The organism is Yinghuangia aomiensis (assembly GCF_039542225.1).
Classification (GTDB): Bacteria; Actinomycetota; Actinomycetes; order Streptomycetales; family Streptomycetaceae; genus Yinghuangia; species Yinghuangia aomiensis.
Genome location: NZ_BAABHS010000005.1, coordinates 25,572 through 48,691, shown reverse-complemented (window position 1 = coordinate 48,691; position 23,120 = coordinate 25,572). Strand labels below are relative to the sequence as shown.

Genomic DNA, 23,120 nt, shown 5'->3' with positions numbered 1-23,120 from the left:
ATAGGCCCGCCGGAACACTGGCGGTCATGCCGGAATCGCCGCAGGTGCCCCAAGTCCCCCAGATCCCGCACATCCCGCAGATGCAGCGCTCTCACACGGTCCAAGCCGCCCTGGTCGCCGTCATCTGGGGCCTGAACTTCGTCGCCATCGACTACGGCCTCGACGCGTTCCCGCCGCTGCTGTTCGCGGCCCTGCGGTTCACCTTCGTCGCCCTGCCCGCGGTGTTCTTCGTGCCGCGGCCGCGGGTGCCCGTGCGGATCGTGGTCGGCGTCGGCATGCTCGTGTGCGTCGGCCAGTTCGGCTTCCTGTTCACCGCGATGCACCTGGGCATGCCCGCCGGGCTGTCGTCGATCGTCCTGCAGTGCCAGGCGATGTTCACCGTGCTGTTCGCGATGGCGTTCCTCGGCGAACGCCCGGCGCGCGGCAGGCTCGCCGCGCTCGGCGTGGCGGCGGCCGGACTGGCGGTCATCGCGGCCGGACGCGGGCAGAGCGCCGGAATCGGCGCGTTCCTCCTGGTCGTGGCGGCGGGCGCGTCGTGGGCGCTGGGCAACGTGCTGACCCGGCGGGCGGGCAGCGCGGCGGGGGTCGGGCTGGTGGTGTGGTCGGGGCTGGTCGCGCCGCTGCCGCTGTTCGGGCTGTCGCTGGCCTTCGAAGGCTGGTCGGCCGACCGGGACGCGCTCACCGGCATCGGCCCGTCCGGCATCGCCGCACTGGTCTACATCGTCGTGGTGTCGACGTTCGCCGGCTACGGCCTGTGGAACAACCTGCTCGGCCGTTTCCCGGCCGTCGCCGTCGCCCCCTACACCCTGCTCGTCCCGGTCGTCGGCATCGCCGCCGCGGCCGCCGTCCTCGGCGAACGCCCCACCGCGTGGGACTGGGCCGGGGGAGCGGTCGTCATGGCCGGAATCGCGCTGATGAACCTCCCGACCCGCCGCCGCGCCGTGCCGCACGAGCCCGTGCGCACCCGCGCGCCCGCACCCACCCGCGAGCCCGCACACACGCAAGCGCGGGACCCCCGCCGAATCCGGCAGGAATCCCGCGCCGCGGACGGTGCCGACCCGGTCGGTGCCGGGTGACTACCGCATGACCGCTGTTCGGCTGCGTCGGTTACTTGGTGATGCCGAAGCGGTCCAGGCCGTACGCCTTGATGGCGTTGCCGCGGAACAGCTTGTAGCACTCCTCCTGCGTCAGGCCCGCGTTGGTGGCGATCTCCGTCGCGACCTTCAGCGTGTGCGGGAACGTCGCGTCGGCGTGCGGGTAGTCGACCTCGAAGCAGATCTGGTCGATGCCGATGATGTCGCGGTTCTTCAGGCCGATCTCGTCGTCGAAGATGCAGCCGTACACGCGGTCCTTGATGTACGACGACGGCTTGTTCGCCAGCGACGAACCGAAGTCGTTGTCGTCGCGCTCGGCCCACAGCTTGTCGGCGCGCTCCAGCACGTACGGCATCCAGCCGACCTGGCCCTCGGCGTACGCGATCTTCATGTTCGGGAAGCGGTCGAACACGCCCGAGAAGATGTAGTCGACCAGCGAGCCCATCGCGTTCTGGAAGGTCAGCGTGGACGACACGATGAACGGCGCGTCGGGCGACGTCGACGGCATCTTCGACGACGAGCCGATGTGCATGTTGATGATCGTGCCGGTCTCTTCGCAGGCCTGGAAGAACGGGTCCCAGAACCGGCCCTTGTCGTGCACCGACGGCAGGCCCAGCGGCACCGGGTTCTCCGAGAACGCCACCGCGAACGAGCCCTTGGCCGCGCAGCGGCGCACCTCGGCCGCCGCCAGCTGCGGGTCCCACAGCGGGATCAGCGTCATCGGCAGGAGGATGCCCTTGCCCTCACCGGCACACCACTCGTCGATGATCCAGTCGTTGTACGCCTGGACGCAGAGCAGCGCCAGCTCCTTGTCCTGGCGCTCCAGGAACGCCTGGCCGCAGAACCGCGGAAGGATGTTCGGGAAGCAGATCGACGCGTCCGTGTGGTTCGCCGCCATGTCCTTCAGGCGCTCGGACTGGATCCACGCACCCGGACGGATGTCGTCGAACGTGACCGGCGTCACGTCCAGCGTGTCGAAGCCGACCGCCGCGGACAGCTTCGGGAACGGGTAGACCAGGTCGTCGTACAGCCACCAGTCGCACCACTCGCCGTCCTCGACGCCCTTCTCGTACGAGAAGACGCCGCCGACGAAGTTGAACTTCGCCTTCTCGCGCACCACGCGCGGACCGCGGTCCTTGAACTTCGCCGGGAGCCGGTCCTGCCACAGGTTCGGCGGCTCGACGACGTGGTCGTCGACCGAGATGATGCGGGGGATTTCCAGCGTCATGATGCGGCTCCTGATCCGTGCCCTGGCCTGTCCCCTCCAGGAAACCCGCTGCGCCCGGCCCGGCCAAGCCCCCAGTCCCGGCTAACGTTATTCCGCACGGGCATATCCTGGCGGCATGGACTTGCGGGATCTGCGGAGCTTCCTGGCCGTCGCCGAAGAACGCCACTTCGGCCGCGCGGCCGCCCGCCTCTACCTGTCGCAGCCCATGGTGTCCAAGGCGGTCCGCCGCCTTGAGCAGCAACTGGGCGTCCGCCTGGTCGACCGCAGCTCGCTGCCGGTCACCCTGACCCCGGTCGGCGAGCAGTTCCGGCGGCAGGTCGACGACGCGTTGCGGCTCCTCGACGACGCCTGCGCGGACGTCCGCCGGCGCGCCTCCCGGGAAGCCGGGCAGGTGCGTGTGGGGTATACCTCGGGCCTCGGCCCGTCGCTCGTCTCCACCGCCATCTCCGCCCTGCACATCCGCCACCCGGAACTCCGCGTGCAGTGGACCAGCGAACCCACCGCCCGCCAGGTCGCCGACGTCCGCGAAGGCGTCCTCGACGCCGGCATCGGCTGGATGCCCGACCTCGGCCCGGGTCTCGGCTCCGCCCGCGTCGGCACCTTCGCCTTCGTCGCCCTGCTGCCCGCCGACCACGAGCTGGCCGCCCGCGACTCCGTCGACCTCTCCGAGCTGGTCCGCGGCGAACCCGTCATCGTCTGGCCCCGGGGCCCCCACCCGCGCCTCTACACCCGCGTCACCGACGCGCTGCGCCGTGCGGGCGCCGACGACATCGTCGAGGCGTACGGCAGCGTCGACGACGTCATCGCCCGCGTCGTCGACCGCCAAGGCGTCGGCATCTCCCCGCGCAGCTGGGCCCGCCAGCGCCCGGTCCGCGGCATCGTCCAGGTCGACCTCACCGGCACCCCCGACGTCCCCGTCACCGCCTTCTGGCGCTCCGACCGCGACCACGAAGGCGTGGACCTCCTGGTCCGATGCCTGCGCGAGGTCGCCGAGGACAGCGACCTCGCCGAGCAGCTTTAGCCGACCTGTCCGGCTGCCGGGGACGCCAAGATCCGCCCTTCGCGGCCCGTCCGCCCGACGCCCCGGAACCGCCCCCGCCGGGCCCCGCGGCGCGGTCGGCGCGGCTCGGTACGCTGCTGCGCACCGCGGGGCGATCTTCTGGCTGGGGGATAGGTGCACGACGACAACGGCAGTGACGGCGGCTGGCAGTGGGAGCGCCCGGAGGGCGGACGCGGCCGCCATCCGTGGGAACGGCCGTGGGACCGGCTGCGGATGCGCCGCGGCGGGGCACGCCGCTACGGGACTGCCGGACGCTGGGACGTGTTCGCGAGCTGGTGGTTCCGCACCGTGATGGTCAGCCTGTTCCTCGCGTTGGCCTTGGCCGTCATGAAGGGCGACTGGGGCACCTTCGGCGGCGACGACAAGTCCGCCGACTCGCCGGCCGACGTCGCGCCATGGCCGGCCGGAGCCCTGCTCGACCCCGAACAACTCCCCCTGATACCCGGCGAGTTGACCGGCTGGCGGACGGACTCGGGACACCGCGGCCCCGACTGCGTGCAGGTGAAGCTGCCGAACTCGGACGATGTGCGGGTGAGCGAACGGGGATTCACGCACGACACCGGCGGTGCCCGCGAGACGCTGATCCGCTACCAGCCCTTCACCCAGCGGCCCAACGCGCTCAGCCGCGTCATGGACGCGGTCACGGCATGCGCGGAAGGCTCGAAGGGCGTGCGCACCCCCGGCACGTCGGACGCGAACAACCTGGTGTGGGAGATCGACGACCCGAAGGGCGCGGAAGGGAAGGACACCCGGCTGCGGATCGGCATCCGGTTCGCCTACGACGCCATCGTGCTGGTCGTGGTCGACAGCAAAGGGCCGCCCCTGGACCCGGCGGTGCGGGTCATGGACGGGCTGCTGTCCGCGGCGGGCCGGGAAGCCGGCATCGCGGGCGGACGCCCGGCGGGCGGCGACATCCCGGCCCGGCCCGGAGTCCCGGCCTAGGCCGTCGCGGTCACTGCCTAGCCCGCGGCCCGGATGCGGCCGGTGTCGGTCTGCGCCCGGTAGCGCCGGTGGGCCGCCACGGTCTCCACCGCCACCAGCAGTGCCGCCACGCCCCCCGCCACGGCGGTGGCCGGCGCGGGCGGCAGGACGAACCCGGCCAGCACCAGCGCCGCCGCCGCGATCGCCCAGCGCACCAGCCGCTCCGGACCGCACGGGTCCTTCGGCCGCAGCGAGATCACCCCGACGGCGACGAGGAAGACCGCCAGCGGGACGGTGACCGCGAGCGCGGCGGTGCGGTCCGGAATCCCGTGCTCGGGACCGTGCGCCGCGACCGCCGCCGCGGCGGTGGCGATACCGCCGCCGACCGCGGCCAGGGCGCCGAAGACGACGTAGTGGCCGTAGCCCCACGTGAACGCCCGGGTCTGGCTGTCCGGCCCGTCGCCGCCGAGGGTGTCGAAGTACAGCCACCAGCACGAGAAGGCCACCAGCAGCCCGCCGCCCGCGACCGTCACGACCGGGGCGGTGACGCCGCCTTCCGTCGCGTCGTTGACCGCCACCGTCGCGGCCAACACGGACTCGCCGAGAATGATCAGCGCGAACAGGCCGTACCGCTCGGCGATGTGCTCCGCGTGCCACATCAGACCCGGCGCTTCGGCCTGCTCGGCCCAGATCGGCACCAGGATCTCGATCAGCATGAGCGGCAGGAACAACGCCTTGAACAGGGTGATCGAGTCCGGGATCGCCGCCCCGATCCACAGCAGCTGCACCACGCCGACGCCGATCGCGTACCGCCTCGCCCGGGTCCGCACACTCGGCTGGTGCGCGGCGACCCGCAGCCACTGCACGATCAACGCGACCCGCATGACCACGTAGCCGGCCACCACCACGCGGTACGTCTGGCCGTCGAACGCCGCGTCGACACCGGCCGCGAGGATCAGCACCCCGGCCATCTGCAGCAACGTCAGCAGCCGGTACGGCACGTCGTCGCTGTCGTGCGCGCTGGCGAACCACGTGAAGTTCATCCAGGCCCACCACACCGCGAACAGCAGCATCGCAAAGCCCTGCATGCCGGTGCCGATGTGCCCGGTGGCGTACGCGTGCTCCAACCGTCCGGTCAGCTGCGACACGGCGACGACGAAACACAGGTCGAAGAACAACTCCAGCGGCGTCGACGCCCGGTGCTCCTCGTCCGGATCCCGCAACGCCGCCCCCCGGCTCCACGGCTTTCCCGCCGTGACCACCAGGTTCTCCTCGGCCGCCATCCCCGCTCCGCTCCTCGTGCGCCAGATCTGCGCCACAGTACGCAGCGGGCGGGGGGAGTGGGGGGATTGCGGCGGGACGGGGGTCTGCGTGCGCGCGAAAGCCGTACGGCAGAAGTCGCCAAGCCGGATTCCGGGCGCAACGCAGCCGCCACCGGCACGCGTTTTGGCGGAAGATGCGGCGCAGACAAGCGGCACATGCGGCACGGACAAGCGGAAGATGCGGTACCGGACCGCACACGAACGCCGCCCGGCGTCGCGCCGGACGGTACGGAAGGGACCCCACCATGGCCTCGAGACGCGACGTGGTGCTCGTCGTCGACGACGATCCGGCGATCCGGCGGGCCGTCGGGCGCGGGCTGCGGCTGGCCGGGTTCGACGTGCGGCTGGCCGCCGACGGCGGGGAAGCCCTCGCCGCGGTCGCCGGCGACGCGGACCCGGGAGGCCCGCCGGACATCGTCGTCCTCGACGTGTGCCTGCCCGACCTCAGCGGCACCAGCGTGTGCCGGCGGCTGCGCGCCGACGGCTGGGACCTGCCGATCCTCGTCCTGTCCGCCCTCGACGAGGTCGCCGACCGCATCGCCGGGCTGCAAGCCGGCGCCGACGACTACCTCGTCAAACCGTTCGCGTTCGAAGAACTCGAACTGCGGCTGCGGGCCCTGCTGCGCCGCATACCCGGCACCGCGGGCCGGGCCGCACCCGAGACCGCGCTGCGCTGCGGCGGCCTCGTCGTCGACCCCGTGGCCCGTACCGCCACCGTCGACGGCACCGAACTCACCCTCACCCGGCGCGAATTCGCCCTCCTCGAAGTGCTCGTCCGCAACCGCGGGCGGGTGCTGAGCCGGGATCAGATCCTGGACCGGGTGTGGGGCTACGACTTCGACGTCCGCTCCGATGTCGTGGACACGTTCGTCAGCTACCTGCGCCGCAAACTCGAAGCCGACGGCGCACCGCGGATCCTGCACACCGTCCGCGGCATCGGATTCGTGCTGCGCGAGGACGGGGCCCGCCGGTGAGACTCTCCACCCGCATCGCCCTCGTCACTTCCGTGCTCGTGCCGCTGCTCGTCCTGTCCGCGGGACTGCTGCTGTTCCGGCTCGTCGTGCACGACCAGCGCACGCAACGCGACGACACCCTGCGGCGCCGAGCGGCTGTCCTCGCCCCGCAGGCGCAGTCGCTGCTGCGGGCGACGGCGAAGGACAACGACCGCCAGGAGCAGAGCCGTTCGGCCGAGCTGTTCCTGTCGGCGCTGGACGACGGGGTCCGGCTGACGACGACCGAGCAGACGTACAAAGCCGGACCCCAGCCCGGCCCCGACGTGAAACTGCCCGCCTCGGCACGCAAGCCGATCGGGGTCTCGGAAGGGGGACGGCACTGGCGTGCCGTGTCCGTCCCGGTGGTCCTCGCCAAGCCGCGCACGGCCGCGACGCTGTGGCTGTTCACCGCCGACGACGAAGCCCGCGGCCGCGAGAAGCAGCTGCGCAACCGGGTCTTCCTCGTCGCCGCGTTCGCCGTCCCGGCCGCCGCACTCGCCGGGTTCGCCGCCGCGAGCCGGGCCACGAAGTCCCTGCGGCAGCTGCGCGCCCGCGCGGCCGGACTCGACCCGAGCACCGACGCGACGCGCGACGTCCACGTCCCCACGGGCGTCGGCGACGTCGACGACCTCGGCAAGACCCTCGCCACCCTGCTCGGCCGCTACGACGAGCAGGCCGCCCGTACCGCGAGCGCCCTCGACACCGCCCGCTCGTTCGCCGCCGTCGCCGCGCACGAACTCCGCACGCCCCTCACCAGCATGCGCACCAACCTCGACGTCCTCGACCGGCACCCCGACCTCGACGCCGCCGACCGCACCGAGATCCTCGCCGACCTGTCCGGCGAACACGCCCGCGTCCTCGGCCTGCTCCGCGACCTCGGCGCGCTCGCGCAGGGCGACCTCATCGGGGACGACGCGTTCGGGCCGGTCGACCTCGCCGCCGTCGCGCAGGCCGCCGTCGACACGGCACGCGTCGCGTACCCGCGTGCCGACATCGCCCTCACCACTCTCGACGACGCCTTGGTGCGGGGCTGGGAGACCGGGCTGCGGATGGTCCTGGACAACCTGATCGGCAATGCCGTGGTGCACGGCGGGGCGACCACCCGGGTCCGGGTGGACGTCCGGACCGAAACCGGCGCCGACCGGGTGCGCATCACCGTCGCCGACGACGGCCCGGGGATCCCCCCGGAACTCCGCGCCGCGGTGTTCGAACGCTTCCGCCGCGGAGCCGCCAGCCCCGGATCCGGCCTCGGCCTCACCCTCGTCGCCCAGCAGACCGCCGTGCACGGCGGCACCGTGGAACTGGCCGACGCGGACCCGGGACCCGGGCTGCTCGTGCGGATCGACCTGCCCGTCCACCCGCCCGCGGCCACCGCCGCCGACCGGCACGACTGGCTTTCCGGAACGGGCCCAGGCCCACAGGGTTTCCACAAAAACCGCGGTTAACGTCGCCGTCATCGGCACCGGGACCCGCCGGTGCCGCCGACGGAAAGGAAACCAGCCATGGCACGTTCGACCCGCGTTCTCGCGCTCGGCGCGGTCCTCGCGGCCGCCGCCGCGCTCGGCGCCGGCCCCGCCGTCGCCGACACGGGCACGCCCTCCACGGCCCCGTCCGCCCAGTCCGACGCCGCGCAGAAGGCGGCCCAGAAGGCGGCGGAGAAGGCGGACAAGGCGGCCGCGAAGAACGCCGCCAAGTTCTGCGCCCGCGTCCCGGTCCTGGAGACCCGCCTGAACAAGGCCCTGACCCGGCTCAACGGCGGCGCGAAGGACGCCGGCTCCATCGCCGCGGTGCAGGCGCGCATCGACCGTCAGAAGGCCCTCGGCCACCCGGAGATCGCCACCCTCCTCGGCGACCGGCTCGCGGCCCGGCAGGCGCTGCTGCCGATCCTGACGAAGGGGAAGACCGACCTCGACGCGGTCAAGAACTGGTGCGCGGCCCAGCCGAAGCCGGCGTCCAGCCCGTCGGGCAAGGAGTGACCCGCGCCCGAGCCGGACTCGCCGTGGCGGGGGTGGTCGCTGCGGTGCTCCTGACGGCTTCGTGCCAGTCGGACGGCGGCAGTTCGGCCACCCCTTCAGGCGGGACCCCGGCCGCCACGGCGGTGCCGTCGGACATCGCGAGCATCGCGGCCGCGGCGGAGTCGGCCGCGGACCGAGCGGACGCGGACGCGGCGCAGGGGGACGGCGACTCGGCGCCGTAGACCGGATGACCCCGCGTTTCCCCCGCATGTCCGTCCCCGCACGGTGTGAGTGCTCCGACACTCCGCGGCAACGTCGAAGTAACACGACATCAGGTTGCGTAACGCGCGCGTAACTTCGACGTACACCGGGGGAAACCGGGGCTCTCCACGCTGGGCTGAGCCCCGCGGCCGGGCGGGGCGTGCCCAGGGGAAAAGGACATGCCGATGCGATTGGCCGCGGACCAGCTCAATGCCGGGGACACCGCGTGGATGCTGGCCGCGACCGCGCTCGTGCTGCTGATGACGCCGGGGCTCGCGCTCTTCTACGGCGGCATGGTGCGCGCCAAGAGCGTCCTCAACATGATCATGATGAGTTTCGCGGCGATCGCCGTCGTGAGCATCGTCTGGTTCGCGTTCGGGTGGTCGCTCGCGTTCGGCGGCGATCTCGGCGGGGGCGGCCTCCTCGGCGGGTTCGGGCAGATGTTCCTGCACGGGATGAAGCCCGACTCGCTGACCGGCACGATTCCGTCGCTGGTCTTCATGGTGTTCCAGCTGACCTTCGCGATCATCACCGTGGCGCTGATCAGCGGCGCGATCGCCGACCGGGCGCGGTTCCGGGCGTGGCTGGTGTTCTGCGCCGTGTGGGTGACGCTCGTGTACGTGCCGCTCGCGCACTGGGTCTGGGGTCCGAACGGCTGGATCCGGGAGAAGCTCGGCGCGCTCGACTTCGCCGGCGGCCTGGTCGTCGAGGTCAACTCCGGTGCCGCGGGCTTGGCGGTCGCTCTGGTCCTCGGTCCGCGCCTCGGCTTCAAGAAGGACCCGATGCGCCCGCACAACCTGCCGCTCGTGATGCTCGGCGCCGGGCTGCTGTGGTTCGGCTGGTTCGGCTTCAACGCCGGCTCCGCGCTCGGCGCCAACGGCCTCGCCGCGCAGTCCCTGGTCAACACGCAGGCCGCCGCGTGCACCGCGCTGCTCGGCTGGCTGCTCGTGGAGAAGCAGCGCGACGGGCACGCCACCACGCTGGGTGCGGCGTCCGGCGCCGTGGCGGGCCTGGTGGCGATCACCCCGTCGTGCGGCGTCGTCGACATGCCGGGCGCGCTGGTGATCGGGCTCGCGGCGGGCGTGCTGTGTTCGTACGCGGTCGGCTGGAAGCACAAGTTCGGCTACGACGACTCGCTCGACGTCGTCGGCGTCCACTTCGTCGGCGGTGTCGTCGGCACCGTGCTGATCGGCGTGTTCGCGTGGGACGGTGTCACGCCCGACGGCGAGCGCGGCCTGCTGCACGGCGGCGGACTCGACTTGCTGGGCAAGCAGATCGCCGCGGTGATCATTGCGGCGCTGTTCTCGTTCGGGGTCACGTACGCGATCGCGAAGGTCATCGACCGGACGATCGGGTTCCGCACGTCCGAGGAAGACGAGCAGGTCGGCCTGGATCTGGCCGTACACGCCGAGACCGCCTACGATCTCGGTTCGGTCGGGGCCGCGTCCCACCTGTCCGGGGGCTCCTTCGGCGGCGGAACCGGCGGCACGGGCGGCTTCGGCATCAGCCGTCCGGACCGCGCCGAGCGGGCCGAGCGGGCCGACGCCGACGAGGACTGACCGCACCACGCGCCGGGCCGGCCTCCTGCGCCCCGACGAGGATTTGGCGGAAGAAGAGCCATGCGACTGATCACCGCGGTCATCAAGCCGCACCGACTGGACGACGTGAAGACCGCGTTGCGGGAGTTCGGCGTGCAGGGCCTGACCGTGACCGAGGCCAGTGGCTTCGGACGGCAGCACGGGCACACCGAGGTGTACCGCGGCGCCGAGTACCACGTGGACCTGGTGCCGAAGATCCGCCTGGAGGTCGTGGTCGAGGACGGCGACGCCGCGGACGTGATGACGATCATCACGAAGGCCGCCCACACCGGGAAGATCGGCGACGGGAAGGTGTGGAGCGTTCCCGTCGAGACGATCATCCGCGTACGGACGGGCGAACGCGGGCCGGACGCGCTGTAGCGCGCCCGGCCCCCGCATCCTCACTCCGCCGAAGGCACCCCCGCCACGCGGCGTTCGCCGCCGTTGCGGTCCTGCCAGAGCCGGTAGACGTCGACGGCGGCGTCTTCCGGCTGGTGGCGCATGGGCAGGCGGCGTTCGGTGTAGTCCTTGGCGAACTCGTCGTAGAACGTCGCCAGCTCGAAGTACTTGCGGTCGTCGACGTAGTGCGGCTCGTAGGCGTCGCGGGTGGTCAGGAACACCACCTCGTCCGGCGAGCAGTAGTACAGCGAGCCGAGGCACATCGGGCACGGGTGGGCCAGCACGTAGATCGTCGTTCCGGTCAGGTGCTCGGTGCCGAGCTTGGTGCACGCGTCGCGGATCGCGAGGATCTCGGCGTGGGCCGTGGGGTCGCCGGTCTGGGCGACCTTGTTGGGGCTTTCGGCGAGGATCTCGCCGTCCTTGACGATGACCGTCGCGAACGGCCGTCCGCCTTCGAGGACGTTGGCGCGAGCCAGGTCGATGGTGCGTTGTGCGAAGTCCATGGCGTCTCCAGGAGGCTCGGAGCGGATCAGAACGGCTTGGTCGGCAGGTACTTGCCGTCCAGCGTGATCACGGCCCGCTCGCCGCCCTCCGGGTCGGCGACCTTCTTGACGTCCAGCTTGAAGTTGATCGCCGAGATGATGCCGTCGCCGAACTCCTCGTGGACGAGCGCCTTGAGGGTGGTGCCGTACACCTGGAGCATCTCGTAGAAGCGGTAGATCGTCGGGTCGGTCGGGATGCCGCCCGGGATCGAGCCGCGGGTGGGAATGGTCCGCAGCAGCAGCTCGGCGTCCTCGTCGAGGCCGAGCAGCTCGACGACGGCCTTGGCGGAGTCGGCGGGCAGGGCGTGCTGGCCGAGCACCGCGGCGGTGACGAAGGCGACGGACAGGCCGGCCGCGTCCGCGATCTGCTGCCAGGTCAGGTCCCTGCGGGTCTTGGCGAGGACGGCTTCGGCGGCGAGGGCTTCGCGGGCGGTGGGGTCGAACTGGGCGTGCGGCATGGCGCTTGCTTCCTTGCGGTGGGGGAGAGGGGGAATCCGGGGGGAACGGCCGGTCAGGCCGCGTGTGCGGGAGCTGCCGGGGCGAGGACGTCGACGCCGCCGGTGGCGATGTCGAAGACCCAGCCGTGCAGCGTGACGGTGCCCGCGGCCAGCGCGCGGGCCACCGCGGGGTGGGTGGCCAGGTTCGCGAGCTGGGCGAGGACGTTGTGGCGGACCAGCGCGTCGACCGAGGAAGCGGCTGCACCGGCCCCCGTGCCGGACACCGCTTGTGCCGCGTCCGCGTGCCGCAGCCAGCCCGCCACCGCCGGGGCGGCGGTCAGGTCCCGGCGTTCGGCGAGCGCCGTCATCGCGCCGCAGGCGGAGTGCCCGCAGACGACGATGTCGGAGACGCCGAGCACGGCGACGGCGTACTCGATGCTGGCGGCGACCCCGTCCGTGCCCGGCGTGTACGCGGGGACGAGGTTGCCCGCGGTACGCACCACGAACAGCTCGCCGGGCTCGCTCCCGGTGATCAGCTCCGGCACCACCCGGGCATCCGAGCAGCCGACGAACAGCGTCGACGGCGCGTGATGCGCGGCCAGGTGCGCGAAGAGGTCCGCTTTGGCCGGGTAGACGTCGCGGCGGAACCGGGCGACGCCTTCGGTCAGGTCGGGCATGGTCACTCCTTCGATCGCGGCCGGTCCGAAAACCGACTCCTTCACCATGCACGAGCAGGGTCTATAGCGTCCAAGACGGAGAAATCATCACTCCTATAGATGTCGTCTATAGTCGGAGGAATGGCCGTCGAACTCCGTCATTTGCGCTATCTGCTCGCCGTGGCCGAACACGCCAACTTCACCCGGGCGGCGGAGGAACTCCACGTCTCGCAGCCGACCCTGTCGCAGCAGATCAAACAGCTCGAACGCGCGGTCGGCGCCCAGCTCCTGGACCGCACCGGCCGCGCGGTGCGGCTCACCGACGCCGGAGCGACGTACGTCCACCATGCCCGCCGCGCCCTGCGCGACCTCGCGGCCGCCGAACGCGCCGTCCACGACGTGCGGGACCTGTCGCGCGGCCACCTGCGTCTTGCCGTCACCCCGTCGTTCAGCGCCTACCTCGTCGGCCCCCTCACCGCGGCGCTGCACAGCCGTCACCCGGGCATCACGCTGACCGTCGAGGAAATGCCGCAGGAACGCATCGAACCGGCGCTCCTCGCCGACGCCATCGACCTCGGCATCGCCTTCGGCGGCGCACAGGCGACGGGCGTCGGGGCGGATCCGCTGTACGCCGAGACGCTCAGCCTGGTCGTCGGGGCCGCCCATCCCGATGCCCGGCGGCCCGAGAGTGCGGCGCCGCTCACGACCGCGGATCTGGCCGAACGGCAACTCGCGCTGCTTACCGGTGACTTCACCACCCGCGGGCATGTCGACGCCTATTTGGAACGGCACCGCGTGAGCCCGCGCATCGCGGTCGAGGCGAACTCGATCCAGGCGCTGGCCGAGATCGTCCGGCATGCGCCGCTGGCCACCGTGCTGCCGGATGCGGTCGCGGACGGCCACCCGGACCTCGTCCGGGTGGCCGTCGCCCCGCCGTTGCCGCCGCGCACGGTGGTGGTACTCGGGCGCACCGGCGCCTATCGCAGTGCGGCGGCCCGGGCGTTCCTGCGCATTGCGCAGGACTTGGTGCGGGAACGCGGGTATGCCACCGCCTGGTGGGAGGAGGGAGGGCCCTGAGTCAGGCCTCCGACAAGTCCGGTGCCCGGCCACCCGTCATCTTCGTCACCAGCCGCGTCGTAGCCGCCAACCGATCCCCGTAAGCCAGCACCTGCCTCCCCGTCACCTGCGACAGGCCGTTCAGCGTCATCCCCAGCGCCACCGTCCCCAGCGCGTCGAAGACCGGCGCCACGATCGTCGTGATGTCGTACGTCGCCTCCGGGTCCACCTCCAGCAGCTCGTAGTCCTCCTCGCCCAGCGCCGCCGTCAATTCCGCGATCCGGTCGCGCAGGCGCGGCGCTTCGCGGGGCCGATCGGCGAGGCGTTCCAGCGTCGCGCCGATCTCCGTGCGCGTCGGGCTCTCGACGGTGATCGAATAGCCGCGCTCGCGGACCACGGCCAGCGACAGCGGCAGGTGCACGCTCGCCGTGGCCTGCATGCGCCGGTCGAGCCGGGTCAGCCATGCCTCGATCTGCGCGGGCGGGGACCACGCGAAGAACGCCTGGCCCACCGGCGGGACGAGCGGCACCCGCTGCCCCACCCGCACGTCCGCCGACGCCAACTGCGGGCGCCCCTCGATCGCCAGGATCACCAGGTCGTCGCCGACCGGCGCGCTCAGGATCGCCTCGGTGCTGAATTCCTCCGCCAGGGCCCGCATTTCCCCCCGGGCCAGATCCACCATGCGGTTGCTGCGCAGCGCCGCGTCGCCGAGCGCGATCAGCGCGGGGCCCAGCTCGTACGTCTTGCGCCGCGGATGCCGCACCAAATAGCCCGCGTCCTCCAGCGCCTGGAGCACCGACAGCGCGGACGCCAGGTTGATGCCCGTCGAGGCGGACAGCTCGGACAGCGTGAACGCATCGCCCGGATGCGCCGCGAAGAAGTTCAGGATGTCGATCGCGCGTGTCGCCGCGAGTGCGGGACGAACCATCGTCGTCCTCCCCAGAATGCTCGGCCGGTCCCCGTGAACGCGCTGCCGCCCGGCGCCCACGCCGACGCGCGGAACCGGAATCGGCCCTGCCGTCGGCCTTGTGGCCTGGCGGACATCGCGTCACACTCCCTATCACATTTCGAAGTGCTTTTCAGAATATCGAAAAATCCTCGGCAGACCCCAGCGACCTGGAGGCGCGCGCATGAAGCTCGACGTGCTGTACGAAGTCGACGTCCCCCGCCCCTGGAACGGCCCCCACCCCTACGGCCAGCGCCGCGAGGAGCAGCGCGCCTACCGCGAGGCGGTCGAACAGATCCGGCTCGCCGACAAGATGGGCTTCAACACGATCTGGGCGGTCGAACACCACTTCCGCGAGGGCCGCTCCCACATGCCCGCCTCCGAAGTCTTCCTCGGCCATCTCGCCGGCCTGACCGAGCAGATCCGCATGGGCTTCGGTGTCACCCTCACCCCCTTCGGCTTCACCCCGCCGCAGCGCATCGCCGAAAAGGTCGCGACCGTCGACATCCTGTCCAACGGCCGCGTCGAGTGGGGCACCGGGCGCTCGACGCCCATGGAGCAGACCGCGTTCGGCGTCGACATCGCCAAGTCGCGCGACGACTGGCGCGAGGCGATCGAGATCGTGTGCGGCATGTGGCGCGACGAGTACTTCGAGTACGAGTCCGAGCGCTTCTCGTTCCCGAAGCGCATGGTCACCCCGAAGCCGTTCCAGGACCCGCACCCGCCCGCGTGGATGGCCGCGACGTCCAACGGCTCCGCCGAGGTCGCGGGCGCCAACGGGCTCGGCCTGCTGTCGTTCTCGATCATGCAGCCGCTGGAGGTCATGGCCGCGCAGGTCGCCGCGTACCGCGCGGCCGCCGCGAACGCGACGCCGCTGACCGACGTCGCGACCAACAAGGTCGCCGCCTACACCCTCGTGCACACCACAGGCAGCAAGAAGGTCAGCCCGAAGGTCTGGGAATCCGTCGCCTGGTGGTACAAGAACCTCGCGATGTTCACCCTGGAGTGGGAACTCCCGCACCTGAGCCCGGAGGAACGGGACAAGACCTTCCCGCTGCTCAAGCCGCTCTTCGAAGGCGACGTCCCGGTCGAGACGTTCGACGCCGCGGACATGATCGTCATCGGCGACGTGGAGACCTGCATCACCAAGATGAAGCGTTACGCGGACCTCGGCGTCGACGAACTCATCTGCTACGTCCAGTGGGGTTACCTGGACCACCAGGACATCCTCAAGACCATCGAGATCCTCGGCAAGGAAGTCATCCCCGAGCTGGAGAAGTACACGCCCAAGGTGCAGCCGCCGACCGCCTGATCCCGACCCCGCCCGGATTCGTGGCCGGACGTGCCGAAGTGGTTTGCTTGCCCCGCCGGCACTCCGCCGGCGAGTCCGAACTCGAGGAGTGGTGATGGGGCAGGTCAACGCCGATGCGTCGCGCGAGGTCGCCGGGGAGCCGGACGCGGTGTTCGCCGCGCTGTCCGACTACGCGGGGACCCGGCCGAAGCTGCTGACCGAGCACTTCTCCGGCTACGAAGTACGCGAAGGCGGCCAGGGCGCGGGCACGGTCGTGCACTGGAACCTCCAGGCCACCAAGAAGCGTTCGCGCGAATGCCTGCTCGACGTCGCCCAGCCCGCCGAGCGCACCCTGGTGGAGACCGACCGCAACTCCAGCATGGTCACCACCTGGACGGTCGTCCCGGCGGGCACCGGCGGCAGCCGCGTCAACATCCACACGACGTGGCAGGGTGCGGGCGGCATCGGCGGCTTCTTCGAGAAGACGTTCGCGCCGTCCGGCCTTCGCAAGATCTACGACGGCGTGCTCGCCAGGATCGACGAGGTCGTCTGACCCAGCGCCGGCACCCGACCGGCCGACGCACCACGCAAAAACGCCGGAGTCCCACAAGGACTCCGGCGTTTCGTGTGTCTCCTGCCCTCCCGCCCGCGCGGGGCCGCGCGGGGGGCCGGGGCGCGCCGCTCAGGCCGCGGCCAGCAGCCACCCCGCCGCGACCCCCAGGCACACCGCGTTCACCACGCCGAACAGGCCGACCCACGCCGCGCCCGGGATCCGGGTCAGGGTGGCGAGCTGGTCGGCGTCCGACCACTGCGCCTGGCCGCGGCGGCGCAGCTGCTGGAGTTCGAACACCGGGCGGATGCCGGCGATCAGCAGGAACCACACCAGCAGGTACGCGAACCCGGCCTGCACCTGGTACTTGGCCAGCCACGACACCGCGAACACCACGCCGCCGACCACGACCAGGGCGAACGCGCCGTACACGTTCCGGATCATGGTGAGCATCAGCGCCAGCCAGAGCAGGGTGATCCACAGCGTCATGGTGATGTGCCCGGACGCGAGGAGCGCCGCGCCGCCCATGCCCAGCAGCGACGGGGTCACGTACCCGGCGAACGCGGTGACGACCATGCCGAAGCCCGTCGGCCTGCCCACCGACAGCGTCACCCCGGAGGTGTCCGAGTGCAGGCGTATGCCCGTCAGGCGCCGCCCGGACAGCAGCGCGGCGAGCGCGTGGCCGCCTTCGTGCGCGATGGTGACCACGGTCCGCAACGGCCGCCACACCGGGCGGTTCAGCACCGCGGCAAGCGCGACAATCCCGGTCACCGCCATCAGCCAGCGGGGCGGGTCGGGCTGGGTGCCGACGACCCGGTCCCACAACTCCTGCAAGGACACCGTCTCCACGCGCGCTCCGCCCTACACACCGCTATTGATTGACCCTGACAAGGACTCGTAGTACGCAGTGCGTCATGACGATGCACCCTGACGACGAGTTCCATCCGCCGACCGTCGACGACCCGTACTGGACCGAGACGTGCTGGTTCACGTTCACGGTTCCCGAGCGCCGGCTGTCGGGCCAGTTGTATCCGTTCTTCCGCCCGAACCAGAAGGTCGCCGCCGGCGGCGCCTACTTCTGGGACGACACCGGCCGCCACCCGCACGACGCGCTGTACGCCAAGAACTTCTGGCATCTCCCTCTCCCCGAGCAGCAGCTGACGGACATTCAGCTACCCAACGGGATCAGCTACAAGTGCCTCGAACCGCAGAAGGTCTACGAGGTCAAGTACACCGACCCCGACGGCGGCGACGAGATCTCCGTCGACCTGACCTTCACCGCCGTCCTGCCGCCGCACTACCTCGGCGACAAGCACGTCGACCAGCCCGGCCGCTACACCGGCACCATCGAGCTGCGCGGCGAGACCATCCCGGTGGACTCCTACGGCTTCCGCGACCGCTCCTGGGGCGTCCGCTCGCAGTTCGGCCAAGGCCTCATGACCTCGCCCGCGCGCCGCGGCGGCTACAGCTACGCCACCGCCTCCGACCGGGACGCCTTCCACTCCATCACGATGGACTTCGGCTCCGGCTGCATCTCCATCCACGGCTACGTGCTCCGCGACGGCGTGTGGGCGAAGCTCGCCAAGGGCCGCCGCGAGGTCGTCGAACGCGACGCCGAATCCGGCTGGGCGACACGTGTCGTGTTGGAAGGCGTCGACGAACTCGGCCGCGAACTCCACGCCGAAGGCCGCACGATGAACCGCCTCGGGTTCTTCCTCAACCCGAACCTGTTCACCGTCAACTGCCTCACCGAATGGACGTTCGACGGCGTCACCGCCTACGGCGAGGACCACGAGAACTTCAGCGCCGCGGAAATCCGCCGCTTCAGCCGGGAACTCCGCGAGCTGCGCGTCGGGTAGCGGAACGTGATCCCGCGGTGACCGGACGGGCGGCGCGGCAGGCCCCGGCACGGCGGCCACGGACCCGGGACCAGGGTCCTGGCGCCGTGCCGCCCTTGGTCGGGACCTGCCACGAACCGCCCGTTCGGCGCGGCGGGCGACCGGAGCGAGGACGACCGTCCGGCTTATCGTGGACCGCGTGAACACCGAGCCGACCCCCGAGCGGCGGGTCGCCGGGCGGCTCGACACCGCGCCCTCGCCTTCCTCGATCACCGCGCGCTGGATCTGGTGGGCCCCCTTCGTCCTCGTCGCCGTCGACGCGCTGGGCGAAATCATGATCCCGCGCAGGCTCGCCGCCGGATTCCTGCTCATCGGCGTGCCCGTGTTCGCCGCGCTCACCCGCAGCGCCCGCACCGTCGCCCTGTTCATCGTCGTCGCGCTCGGCCTGGAACTCCTGTTCGCGTGGCGGTTCGACCACCTCGGCGAGGTCCACCACATCGGCCTTTACGTCTCCACCGTCGTGCTCGGCACGGTCAGCATCGAGCTGTCCCGCCAGCGCCAACGCGACGCACGCAACGTGATCCAGGCCCGCTCGGTGTCCGAAGCGCTGCAGATGATGCTGCTGAAACCCGTTCCGGCCACGCTCGGGCCGGTCCACGCCGCCGGCTTCTACGCGGCCGGCGACCCGCGCACCCTCGTCGGCGGCGACCTGTACGACCTGGTGGAAACCCGCTTCGGCGTCCGCGTCGTCATCGGCGACGTCCGCGGCAAAGGCCTCGGCGCGATCCGGCACGTCGGCACGGTCCTCAGCAGCTTCCGCGACGCCGCCTACGACATCCCCGACCTGGCGGACCTCGCCGACCACATGGAACGCCGCCTCGTCCGCGAAGCCCACGAGGTCGGCGACACCGAACTGTTCGTCACCGCGCTCTTCCTGGAATTCCCCGCGGACCGCCCCGAGGTCCGCATCGTCGGCCGCGGGCACCCCGCGCCGATCCTCGTCCGCGACGGCAAAGCGCAGAAGATCCCGGTCCACCCCGGCATCCCCCTCGGCCTCGGAGCGTTCGCCGACACCCGCACCGAAGCCACCACACAGCCCCTCGCCCCCGGCGACGTGCTCGTCCTGCACACCGACGGGGTCAGCGAAGCCCGCGACGGGCACGGCGTCTTCTACCCGACCGAGGAACGCCTCACGACGCGATTCTGGGGACGCAGCACCGTCGACCCCGCCGCCGTCGTGGCGTTCCTGCGCGAAGACCTCGCGGCGTACGCGGTCGAGGCGGAGGACGACGTGGCGGTGATCGCCCTGGCGCGCGGGGCGTAGTCCGCGCCGGTTGTCGTTCGCGCCGTGTAATTCGCCCGGTGTGATTCTCCCGGTGTGATTCCGCGGGTGTGATTCCGCGGGTGTGATTCCGCAGGGTCGCGCTACATGCCGAAGGCCTTCCGCAGCGCCGCGTACGAGCCCGCGGTGGCGGCCGCCGCAGGGGCGACGAAGTCGGCGAAGCTGACGAAGCCGTGCGACATGTCCGGGTGGTCCTCGACGGCGGCCGGGACTCCGGCGGCACGCAGCCGCTCCGCGTACACGATCCCCTCGTCGTGCAGCGGGTCCTCGCCCGCGACCACGACCAGCGCCGGGGCGAGTCCGGACAGGTCGTCGGCGAGGGCGACGGCGCCATAGGGGACGGCCGCGCCGGGCGGGATCTTGGAGAAGTAGTGCTCGCCGAACCACGCGATGGAGTCCGGCGGCAGCAGCGGGTCGTTCGTGTTGGCGAGCTGCGACGCGGTGCCTTCGACGCCGGTCGCCGGGTACCACAGCAGCTGGAACACCGGCTGCGCGATCCCGCGGTCGCGGGCCATGAGGCACACGGCGGCGGACAGCGAGGCCCCCGCGCTGTCCCCGGCCACCGCCACCCGGTCCGGGTCGCCGCCGAGGTCCGCGGCATGCTCGCGGACCCACGCGTAGGCGGCGCAGGCGTCCTCGTAGGCGGCCGGGAACGGGTGCTCGGGCGCCAGCCGGTACTCGACCGAGACGACGATGCAGCCGACCTGCTCGGCGATCTTCCGGGCCACCGGGTCGTGGCTCCCGATGCTGCCGATGCAGAACCCGCCGCCGTGGAAGAAGACCACGACCGGCAGCCCGGGCGCGGCCTCCGGGGATTCCGGCGCGTAGATCCGCACCGGCAGCTCCGGGGCGCCCGCCGGGCCCGGGACCGTCCGGTCCTCGACCCGGGGGAGCGGCGTGGTGACCGGCCGCAGAGCCATGCCGGCGTCCATTTTCGCGCGGAACTCCGCGGGCTCGCCGGCAAAGGCGAGCTGCGGGATCGCGGCGAGGAACGCGCCGAGTTCGGCGTTGAGCGTCATGAGGGCTCCCTCGGGCAGGTGGTCGCGGTGAACCGGACGTGGTGGTTGGCACGCGGTGTCAGGCTGGGGGCACTGTACGGCGCGGCGCGGGGGAGGTGAAGCGCGTCGCGTGCGAAGCTGTGGACAACCGACGGCTGTGGACGAAGAGCTTGCTGCCCCGGCGCCGGTTCGGGCAGCGTGGAATTCAGGGGACCCCCCAGGCCGGTGTGATCATCGGGGAATCGGTCTCCGTCGAGAGGGGCTCTCATGCGCGATAGGGCCACCGTCACCGCCCCGCCCGTGTCCGGCATCGGCACCAGTCCGCCGCGGCCCGACGGGATCCTCAAGGTCAAAGGGGCCTTCGCGTACGCCTCCGACCTGTGGGCGGACGGCATGCTGTGGGGTGCCACGCTGCGGAGTCCGCATCCGCGGGCGCGGATCCTCTCCGTCGACATCGGCGCCGCGCTGGCCACCCCCGGGGTCGAGGCCGTGCTGACCCACGCGGACGTCCCCGGCCGCAACCTCTACGGCCTCGAAACCACCGACACCCCCGTCCTCGCCGAGGGCGAAGTCCGGTACCACGGCGAGCCCGTCGCGATCGTCGCCGCCGACCACCCGGAGACCGCCCGGCGCGCGGCCGCGCGGATCGCCGTCGCGTACGACGTCCTCGACCCGGTCGTCACCGAAGCCCAGGCCCTCGCCCCCGACGCGCCCACCGTCAACCCGTTCCACCCCGGCAATGTCGTCGCCCGGCAACCCGTCCGCTGCGGCGACCCCGACGACGACGCCGTGCGCGCCCGCGCCGCGGTCGTCGTGCGCGGCCGGTACGCCCTCGGGATGCAGGACCAGGCGCCGCTCGGCCCGGAAGCCGCACTGGCGGTGCCGGGGGAGGACGGCGGCATCGACCTGTACGTCGCCACCCAGTGGCTGCACGTCGACCAGCGCCAACTCGCCCCCGTCCTGGGCCTCCCCGAGGACAAGGTCCGCCTCACCCTCGGCGGCATCGGGGGCGCGTTCGGCGCCCGCGAAGACCTCACCTTGCAAGCGCACGTCTGCCTGCTCGCCCTGCACACCGGCAAGCCCGTCAAAATGGTCTACGGCCGCGAGGAGTCGTTCCTCGGCCACGTGCACCGCCACCCCGCCACCCTCGACTACGAACACGGCGCCGACCGCGACGGCAAACTCGTCTACGTCAAAGCCCGCGTCGTCCTCGACGGCGGCGCCTACGCCTCCACGACGTCCGCCGTCGTCGGCAACGCCGCGGTCCTCGGCGTCGGCCCCTACGAGGTGCCGCACGTCGCCATCGAATCGATCGGCCTGGTCACCAACAACCCGCCGTGCGGTGCGATGCGCGGTTTCGGCGCGGTGCAGGCGTGCTTCGCGTACGAGAGCCAAATGGACCGGGTCGCCGCCGAACTCGGCCTGCATCCCGTCGAGTTCCGGCAGCGCAATGCGCTCGCGGAAGGCGGGGCGACGCCGACCGGGCAGGTCCTCGACTCGCCCGCCCCCGTCGCCGAGATCCTCGGCATCGTCCGGGACCTGCCGATGCCGGCCGACGCGCAGCCCCGGGACACCGGCGAACTCCCGGGCGGCTACTCGTATTCGACCCGCGGCGAAGGCGTGCGGCGCGGCGTCGGCTACTCCGTCGGCGTCAAGAACATCGCGTTCTCGCAAGGCTTCGACGATTACTCGACCGCCCGGGTGCGCCTCGAACTGGTGGCCGGCGAGCCGCTCGCGACGGTGCACACCGCCGCGGCCGAGGTCGGGCAGGGCGGGGTGACGGTCTGGACGCAGATCGCCCGCACCGAACTCGGGCTCGACGCCGTGGTGCTGGAGACCGCGGACACGCGTGTGGGATCGGCCGGGTCCACGTCGGCGTCGCGGCAGACGTATGTGTCCGGCGGGGCCGTCCGGGACGCCTGCCGGCTCGTGCGGGCCGAGCTGCTCGCCCGCGCGGGACTGCCGGCCGACGCCGTCCTGGCCGGGGGGCTGGTCACCGCGGCGGACGGCACCGTACTCGGCGGCATCGCCGACGCGCTGGCCCGGGCGGGCGAGCCGATCGAACGCACGACGGAGTTCCGGCACCGGGCCACGTTCCCGCTCGACCCCGTGACGGGGCAGGGCGACGCCGTCGTGCAGTACAGCTTCTGCGCGCACCGGGCGGTCGTCGACGTCGACGTGGAACTCGGCCTCGTCAAGGTCGTCGAACTGGCGGCCGCGCAGGACGTCGGGCGCGCCATGAACCCGCAGGCGATCGCCGGGCAGGTGCAGGGCGGCGGACTGCAGGGCATGGGCCTTGCGTTGACCGAGGAGATCGTGGTGCGCGAGGGGCATGTGGTGAACGGGTCGTTCACCGACTACCTGATCCCGACGATCGCCGACGCGCCCGCGATGCCGGTGGTGCTGCTGGAGTACCCGGACCCGCATGCGCCGTACGGGCTGCGCGGGGTCGGCGAGGCGCCGACCGTGTCCGCGGCCCCGGCGGTGGTCGCGGCGATCCGGGCGGCCACCGGACTGCCGCTGGTGCGCATCCCGCTCCGGCCGGCGGACTTGGTGGCGCCGGCCGAGGTGCCGTGAGCTACTCCACAAGAGGCCGGATAACCCCATAGACCTGGGCGAACACCGTGAATCATCGTCACACCGATGGCGGCTGTC

22 protein-coding genes are annotated in these 23,120 nt (G+C 71.9%); 14 read left to right on the top strand and 8 right to left on the bottom strand.

What is annotated here, in order from left to right; genetic code table 11:
- Window positions 1-26 precede the first annotated feature (26 nt).
- Window positions 27-1,076, top strand: coding sequence for an EamA family transporter (locus ABEA93_RS08200; protein ID WP_345674668.1), 1,050 nt, complete (start codon window positions 27-29; stop codon window positions 1,074-1,076).
- A 31-nt stretch (window positions 1,077-1,107) separates the two neighbouring features.
- On the opposite strand, the gene ABEA93_RS08195 is transcribed toward ABEA93_RS08200, so the two are convergent.
- Window positions 1,108-2,322 (bottom strand): amidohydrolase family protein, encoded by a 1,215-nt coding sequence (locus ABEA93_RS08195; protein WP_345674667.1) that lies wholly within the window; start codon window positions 2,320-2,322, stop codon window positions 1,108-1,110.
- A gap of 115 nt (window positions 2,323-2,437) precedes the next feature.
- Between ABEA93_RS08195 and ABEA93_RS08190 the strand changes: the two genes are divergently transcribed.
- Complete coding sequence (locus tag ABEA93_RS08190) at window positions 2,438-3,343, top strand: LysR family transcriptional regulator (RefSeq protein ID WP_345674666.1); 906 nt, start codon at window positions 2,438-2,440, stop codon at window positions 3,341-3,343.
- A 153-nt stretch (window positions 3,344-3,496) separates the two neighbouring features.
- Window positions 3,497-4,324 (top strand): hypothetical protein, encoded by an 828-nt coding sequence (locus tag ABEA93_RS08185; protein ID WP_345674665.1) that lies wholly within the window; start codon window positions 3,497-3,499, stop codon window positions 4,322-4,324.
- A gap of 17 nt (window positions 4,325-4,341) precedes the next feature.
- On the opposite strand, the gene ABEA93_RS08180 is transcribed toward ABEA93_RS08185, so the two are convergent.
- A complete protein-coding gene (locus ABEA93_RS08180; protein ID WP_345674664.1) occupies window positions 4,342-5,586 on the bottom strand; it encodes a low temperature requirement protein A in 1,245 nt (414 codons plus the stop codon).
- A gap of 284 nt (window positions 5,587-5,870) precedes the next feature.
- On the opposite strand from ABEA93_RS08180, the gene ABEA93_RS08175 reads away from it, so the two are divergent.
- From ABEA93_RS08175 to ABEA93_RS08155, 5 genes are all read left to right on the top strand, one after another.
- The gene (locus tag ABEA93_RS08175) at window positions 5,871-6,599 is read left to right on the top strand and encodes a response regulator transcription factor (RefSeq protein ID WP_345674663.1); all 729 of its coding nucleotides are present in this window, start codon (window positions 5,871-5,873) and stop codon (window positions 6,597-6,599) included.
- Complete coding sequence (locus tag ABEA93_RS08170; protein WP_345674662.1) at window positions 6,596-8,062, top strand: sensor histidine kinase; 1,467 nt, start codon at window positions 6,596-6,598, stop codon at window positions 8,060-8,062. The genes ABEA93_RS08175 and ABEA93_RS08170 overlap by 4 nt, the downstream gene beginning before the upstream one ends.
- 57 nt (window positions 8,063-8,119) lie before the next feature.
- On the top strand, window positions 8,120-8,593 hold the full coding sequence (locus ABEA93_RS08165) for a hypothetical protein (RefSeq protein ID WP_345674661.1): 474 nt from the start codon (window positions 8,120-8,122) through the stop codon (window positions 8,591-8,593).
- Window positions 8,594-9,018: 425 nt separating this feature from the next.
- Window positions 9,019-10,392: an ammonium transporter gene (locus ABEA93_RS08160; RefSeq protein ID WP_345674660.1), complete on the top strand. Its 1,374-nt coding sequence runs from the start codon at window positions 9,019-9,021 to the stop codon at window positions 10,390-10,392.
- Window positions 10,393-10,452: 60 nt separating this feature from the next.
- Entirely contained in the window at window positions 10,453-10,791 is a 339-nt protein-coding gene (locus ABEA93_RS08155) for a P-II family nitrogen regulator (protein WP_345674659.1), read from the top strand.
- Window positions 10,792-10,811: 20 nt separating this feature from the next.
- On the opposite strand, the gene ABEA93_RS08150 is transcribed toward ABEA93_RS08155, so the two are convergent.
- From ABEA93_RS08150 to ABEA93_RS08140, 3 genes are read right to left on the bottom strand one after another with little or no spacing between them, the layout of a single operon-like run.
- Window positions 10,812-11,312 carry a nucleoside deaminase gene (locus tag ABEA93_RS08150; protein ID WP_345674658.1) on the bottom strand — a complete coding sequence of 167 codons (501 nt, stop codon included), beginning with the start codon at window positions 11,310-11,312 and terminating at the stop codon, window positions 10,812-10,814.
- Window positions 11,313-11,338: 26 nt separating this feature from the next.
- Complete coding sequence (cynS, locus tag ABEA93_RS08145; protein WP_345674657.1) at window positions 11,339-11,809, bottom strand: cyanase; 471 nt, start codon at window positions 11,807-11,809, stop codon at window positions 11,339-11,341.
- A 53-nt stretch (window positions 11,810-11,862) separates the two neighbouring features.
- Window positions 11,863-12,465, bottom strand: coding sequence for a carbonic anhydrase (locus ABEA93_RS08140; RefSeq protein ID WP_345674656.1), 603 nt, complete (start codon window positions 12,463-12,465; stop codon window positions 11,863-11,865).
- A 120-nt stretch (window positions 12,466-12,585) separates the two neighbouring features.
- Here ABEA93_RS08140 and cynR point away from each other — a divergent pair, with 120 nt between their 5' ends.
- Complete coding sequence (gene cynR / locus ABEA93_RS08135; protein WP_345674654.1) at window positions 12,586-13,521, top strand: transcriptional regulator CynR; 936 nt, start codon at window positions 12,586-12,588, stop codon at window positions 13,519-13,521.
- Window position 13,522: 1 nt separating this feature from the next.
- Here the strand turns inward: cynR and ABEA93_RS08130 are convergent, their stop codons facing one another.
- On the bottom strand, window positions 13,523-14,428 hold the full coding sequence (locus ABEA93_RS08130; protein WP_345674653.1) for an IclR family transcriptional regulator: 906 nt from the start codon (window positions 14,426-14,428) through the stop codon (window positions 13,523-13,525).
- A 202-nt stretch (window positions 14,429-14,630) separates the two neighbouring features.
- Between ABEA93_RS08130 and ABEA93_RS08125 the strand changes: the two genes are divergently transcribed.
- On the top strand, window positions 14,631-15,758 hold the full coding sequence (locus ABEA93_RS08125; protein WP_345674652.1) for an LLM class flavin-dependent oxidoreductase: 1,128 nt from the start codon (window positions 14,631-14,633) through the stop codon (window positions 15,756-15,758).
- Between the two features lie 94 nt (window positions 15,759-15,852).
- The gene (locus ABEA93_RS08120; RefSeq protein WP_345674651.1) at window positions 15,853-16,290 is read left to right on the top strand and encodes an SRPBCC family protein; all 438 of its coding nucleotides are present in this window, start codon (window positions 15,853-15,855) and stop codon (window positions 16,288-16,290) included.
- Window positions 16,291-16,419: 129 nt separating this feature from the next.
- Here ABEA93_RS08120 and ABEA93_RS08115 read toward each other — a convergent pair whose 3' ends face one another.
- Window positions 16,420-17,136, bottom strand: coding sequence for a M50 family metallopeptidase (locus ABEA93_RS08115; protein ID WP_345674650.1), 717 nt, complete (start codon window positions 17,134-17,136; stop codon window positions 16,420-16,422).
- 65 nt (window positions 17,137-17,201) lie between these two features.
- Here ABEA93_RS08115 and ABEA93_RS08110 point away from each other — a divergent pair, with 65 nt between their 5' ends.
- On the top strand, window positions 17,202-18,146 hold the full coding sequence (locus tag ABEA93_RS08110; RefSeq protein WP_345674649.1) for a DUF7065 domain-containing protein: 945 nt from the start codon (window positions 17,202-17,204) through the stop codon (window positions 18,144-18,146).
- A 178-nt stretch (window positions 18,147-18,324) separates the two neighbouring features.
- Window positions 18,325-19,449: a PP2C family protein-serine/threonine phosphatase gene (locus tag ABEA93_RS08105; protein ID WP_345674648.1), complete on the top strand. Its 1,125-nt coding sequence runs from the start codon at window positions 18,325-18,327 to the stop codon at window positions 19,447-19,449.
- A gap of 101 nt (window positions 19,450-19,550) precedes the next feature.
- On the opposite strand, the gene ABEA93_RS08100 is transcribed toward ABEA93_RS08105, so the two are convergent.
- Window positions 19,551-20,486 carry an alpha/beta hydrolase gene (locus tag ABEA93_RS08100; protein ID WP_345674647.1) on the bottom strand — a complete coding sequence of 312 codons (936 nt, stop codon included), beginning with the start codon at window positions 20,484-20,486 and terminating at the stop codon, window positions 19,551-19,553.
- 246 nt (window positions 20,487-20,732) lie between these two features.
- Between ABEA93_RS08100 and ABEA93_RS08095 the strand changes: the two genes are divergently transcribed.
- Entirely contained in the window at window positions 20,733-23,042 is a 2,310-nt protein-coding gene (locus tag ABEA93_RS08095) for a molybdopterin cofactor-binding domain-containing protein (protein ID WP_345674646.1), read from the top strand.
- Window positions 23,043-23,120: the final 78 nt, after the last annotated feature.

Excerpts from the sequence above, each read along its gene's own strand:
- ABEA93_RS08200 (WP_345674668.1), top strand. The coding sequence starts at position 27 with ATGCCGGAATCGCCGCAGGTGCCCCAAGTCCCCCAGATCCCGCACATC.
- ABEA93_RS08195 (WP_345674667.1), bottom strand. The coding sequence starts at position 2,322 with ATGACGCTGGAAATCCCCCGCATCATCTCGGTCGACGACCACGTCGTC.
- ABEA93_RS08190 (WP_345674666.1), top strand. The coding sequence starts at position 2,438 with ATGGACTTGCGGGATCTGCGGAGCTTCCTGGCCGTCGCCGAAGAACGC.
- ABEA93_RS08180 (WP_345674664.1), bottom strand. The coding sequence starts at position 5,586 with ATGGCGGCCGAGGAGAACCTGGTGGTCACGGCGGGAAAGCCGTGGAGC.
- ABEA93_RS08175 (WP_345674663.1), top strand. The coding sequence starts at position 5,871 with ATGGCCTCGAGACGCGACGTGGTGCTCGTCGTCGACGACGATCCGGCG.
- ABEA93_RS08165 (WP_345674661.1), top strand. The coding sequence starts at position 8,120 with ATGGCACGTTCGACCCGCGTTCTCGCGCTCGGCGCGGTCCTCGCGGCC.
- ABEA93_RS08160 (WP_345674660.1), top strand. The coding sequence starts at position 9,019 with ATGCGATTGGCCGCGGACCAGCTCAATGCCGGGGACACCGCGTGGATG.
- ABEA93_RS08155 (WP_345674659.1), top strand. The coding sequence starts at position 10,453 with ATGCGACTGATCACCGCGGTCATCAAGCCGCACCGACTGGACGACGTG.
- ABEA93_RS08150 (WP_345674658.1), bottom strand. The coding sequence starts at position 11,312 with ATGGACTTCGCACAACGCACCATCGACCTGGCTCGCGCCAACGTCCTC.
- cynS (WP_345674657.1), bottom strand. The coding sequence starts at position 11,809 with ATGCCGCACGCCCAGTTCGACCCCACCGCCCGCGAAGCCCTCGCCGCC.
- ABEA93_RS08140 (WP_345674656.1), bottom strand. The coding sequence starts at position 12,465 with ATGCCCGACCTGACCGAAGGCGTCGCCCGGTTCCGCCGCGACGTCTAC.
- cynR (WP_345674654.1), top strand. The coding sequence starts at position 12,586 with ATGGCCGTCGAACTCCGTCATTTGCGCTATCTGCTCGCCGTGGCCGAA.
- ABEA93_RS08130 (WP_345674653.1), bottom strand. The coding sequence starts at position 14,428 with ATGGTTCGTCCCGCACTCGCGGCGACACGCGCGATCGACATCCTGAAC.
- ABEA93_RS08125 (WP_345674652.1), top strand. The coding sequence starts at position 14,631 with ATGAAGCTCGACGTGCTGTACGAAGTCGACGTCCCCCGCCCCTGGAAC.
- ABEA93_RS08120 (WP_345674651.1), top strand. The coding sequence starts at position 15,853 with ATGGGGCAGGTCAACGCCGATGCGTCGCGCGAGGTCGCCGGGGAGCCG.
- ABEA93_RS08110 (WP_345674649.1), top strand. The coding sequence starts at position 17,202 with ATGACGATGCACCCTGACGACGAGTTCCATCCGCCGACCGTCGACGAC.
- ABEA93_RS08100 (WP_345674647.1), bottom strand. The coding sequence starts at position 20,486 with ATGACGCTCAACGCCGAACTCGGCGCGTTCCTCGCCGCGATCCCGCAG.
- ABEA93_RS08095 (WP_345674646.1), top strand. The coding sequence starts at position 20,733 with ATGCGCGATAGGGCCACCGTCACCGCCCCGCCCGTGTCCGGCATCGGC.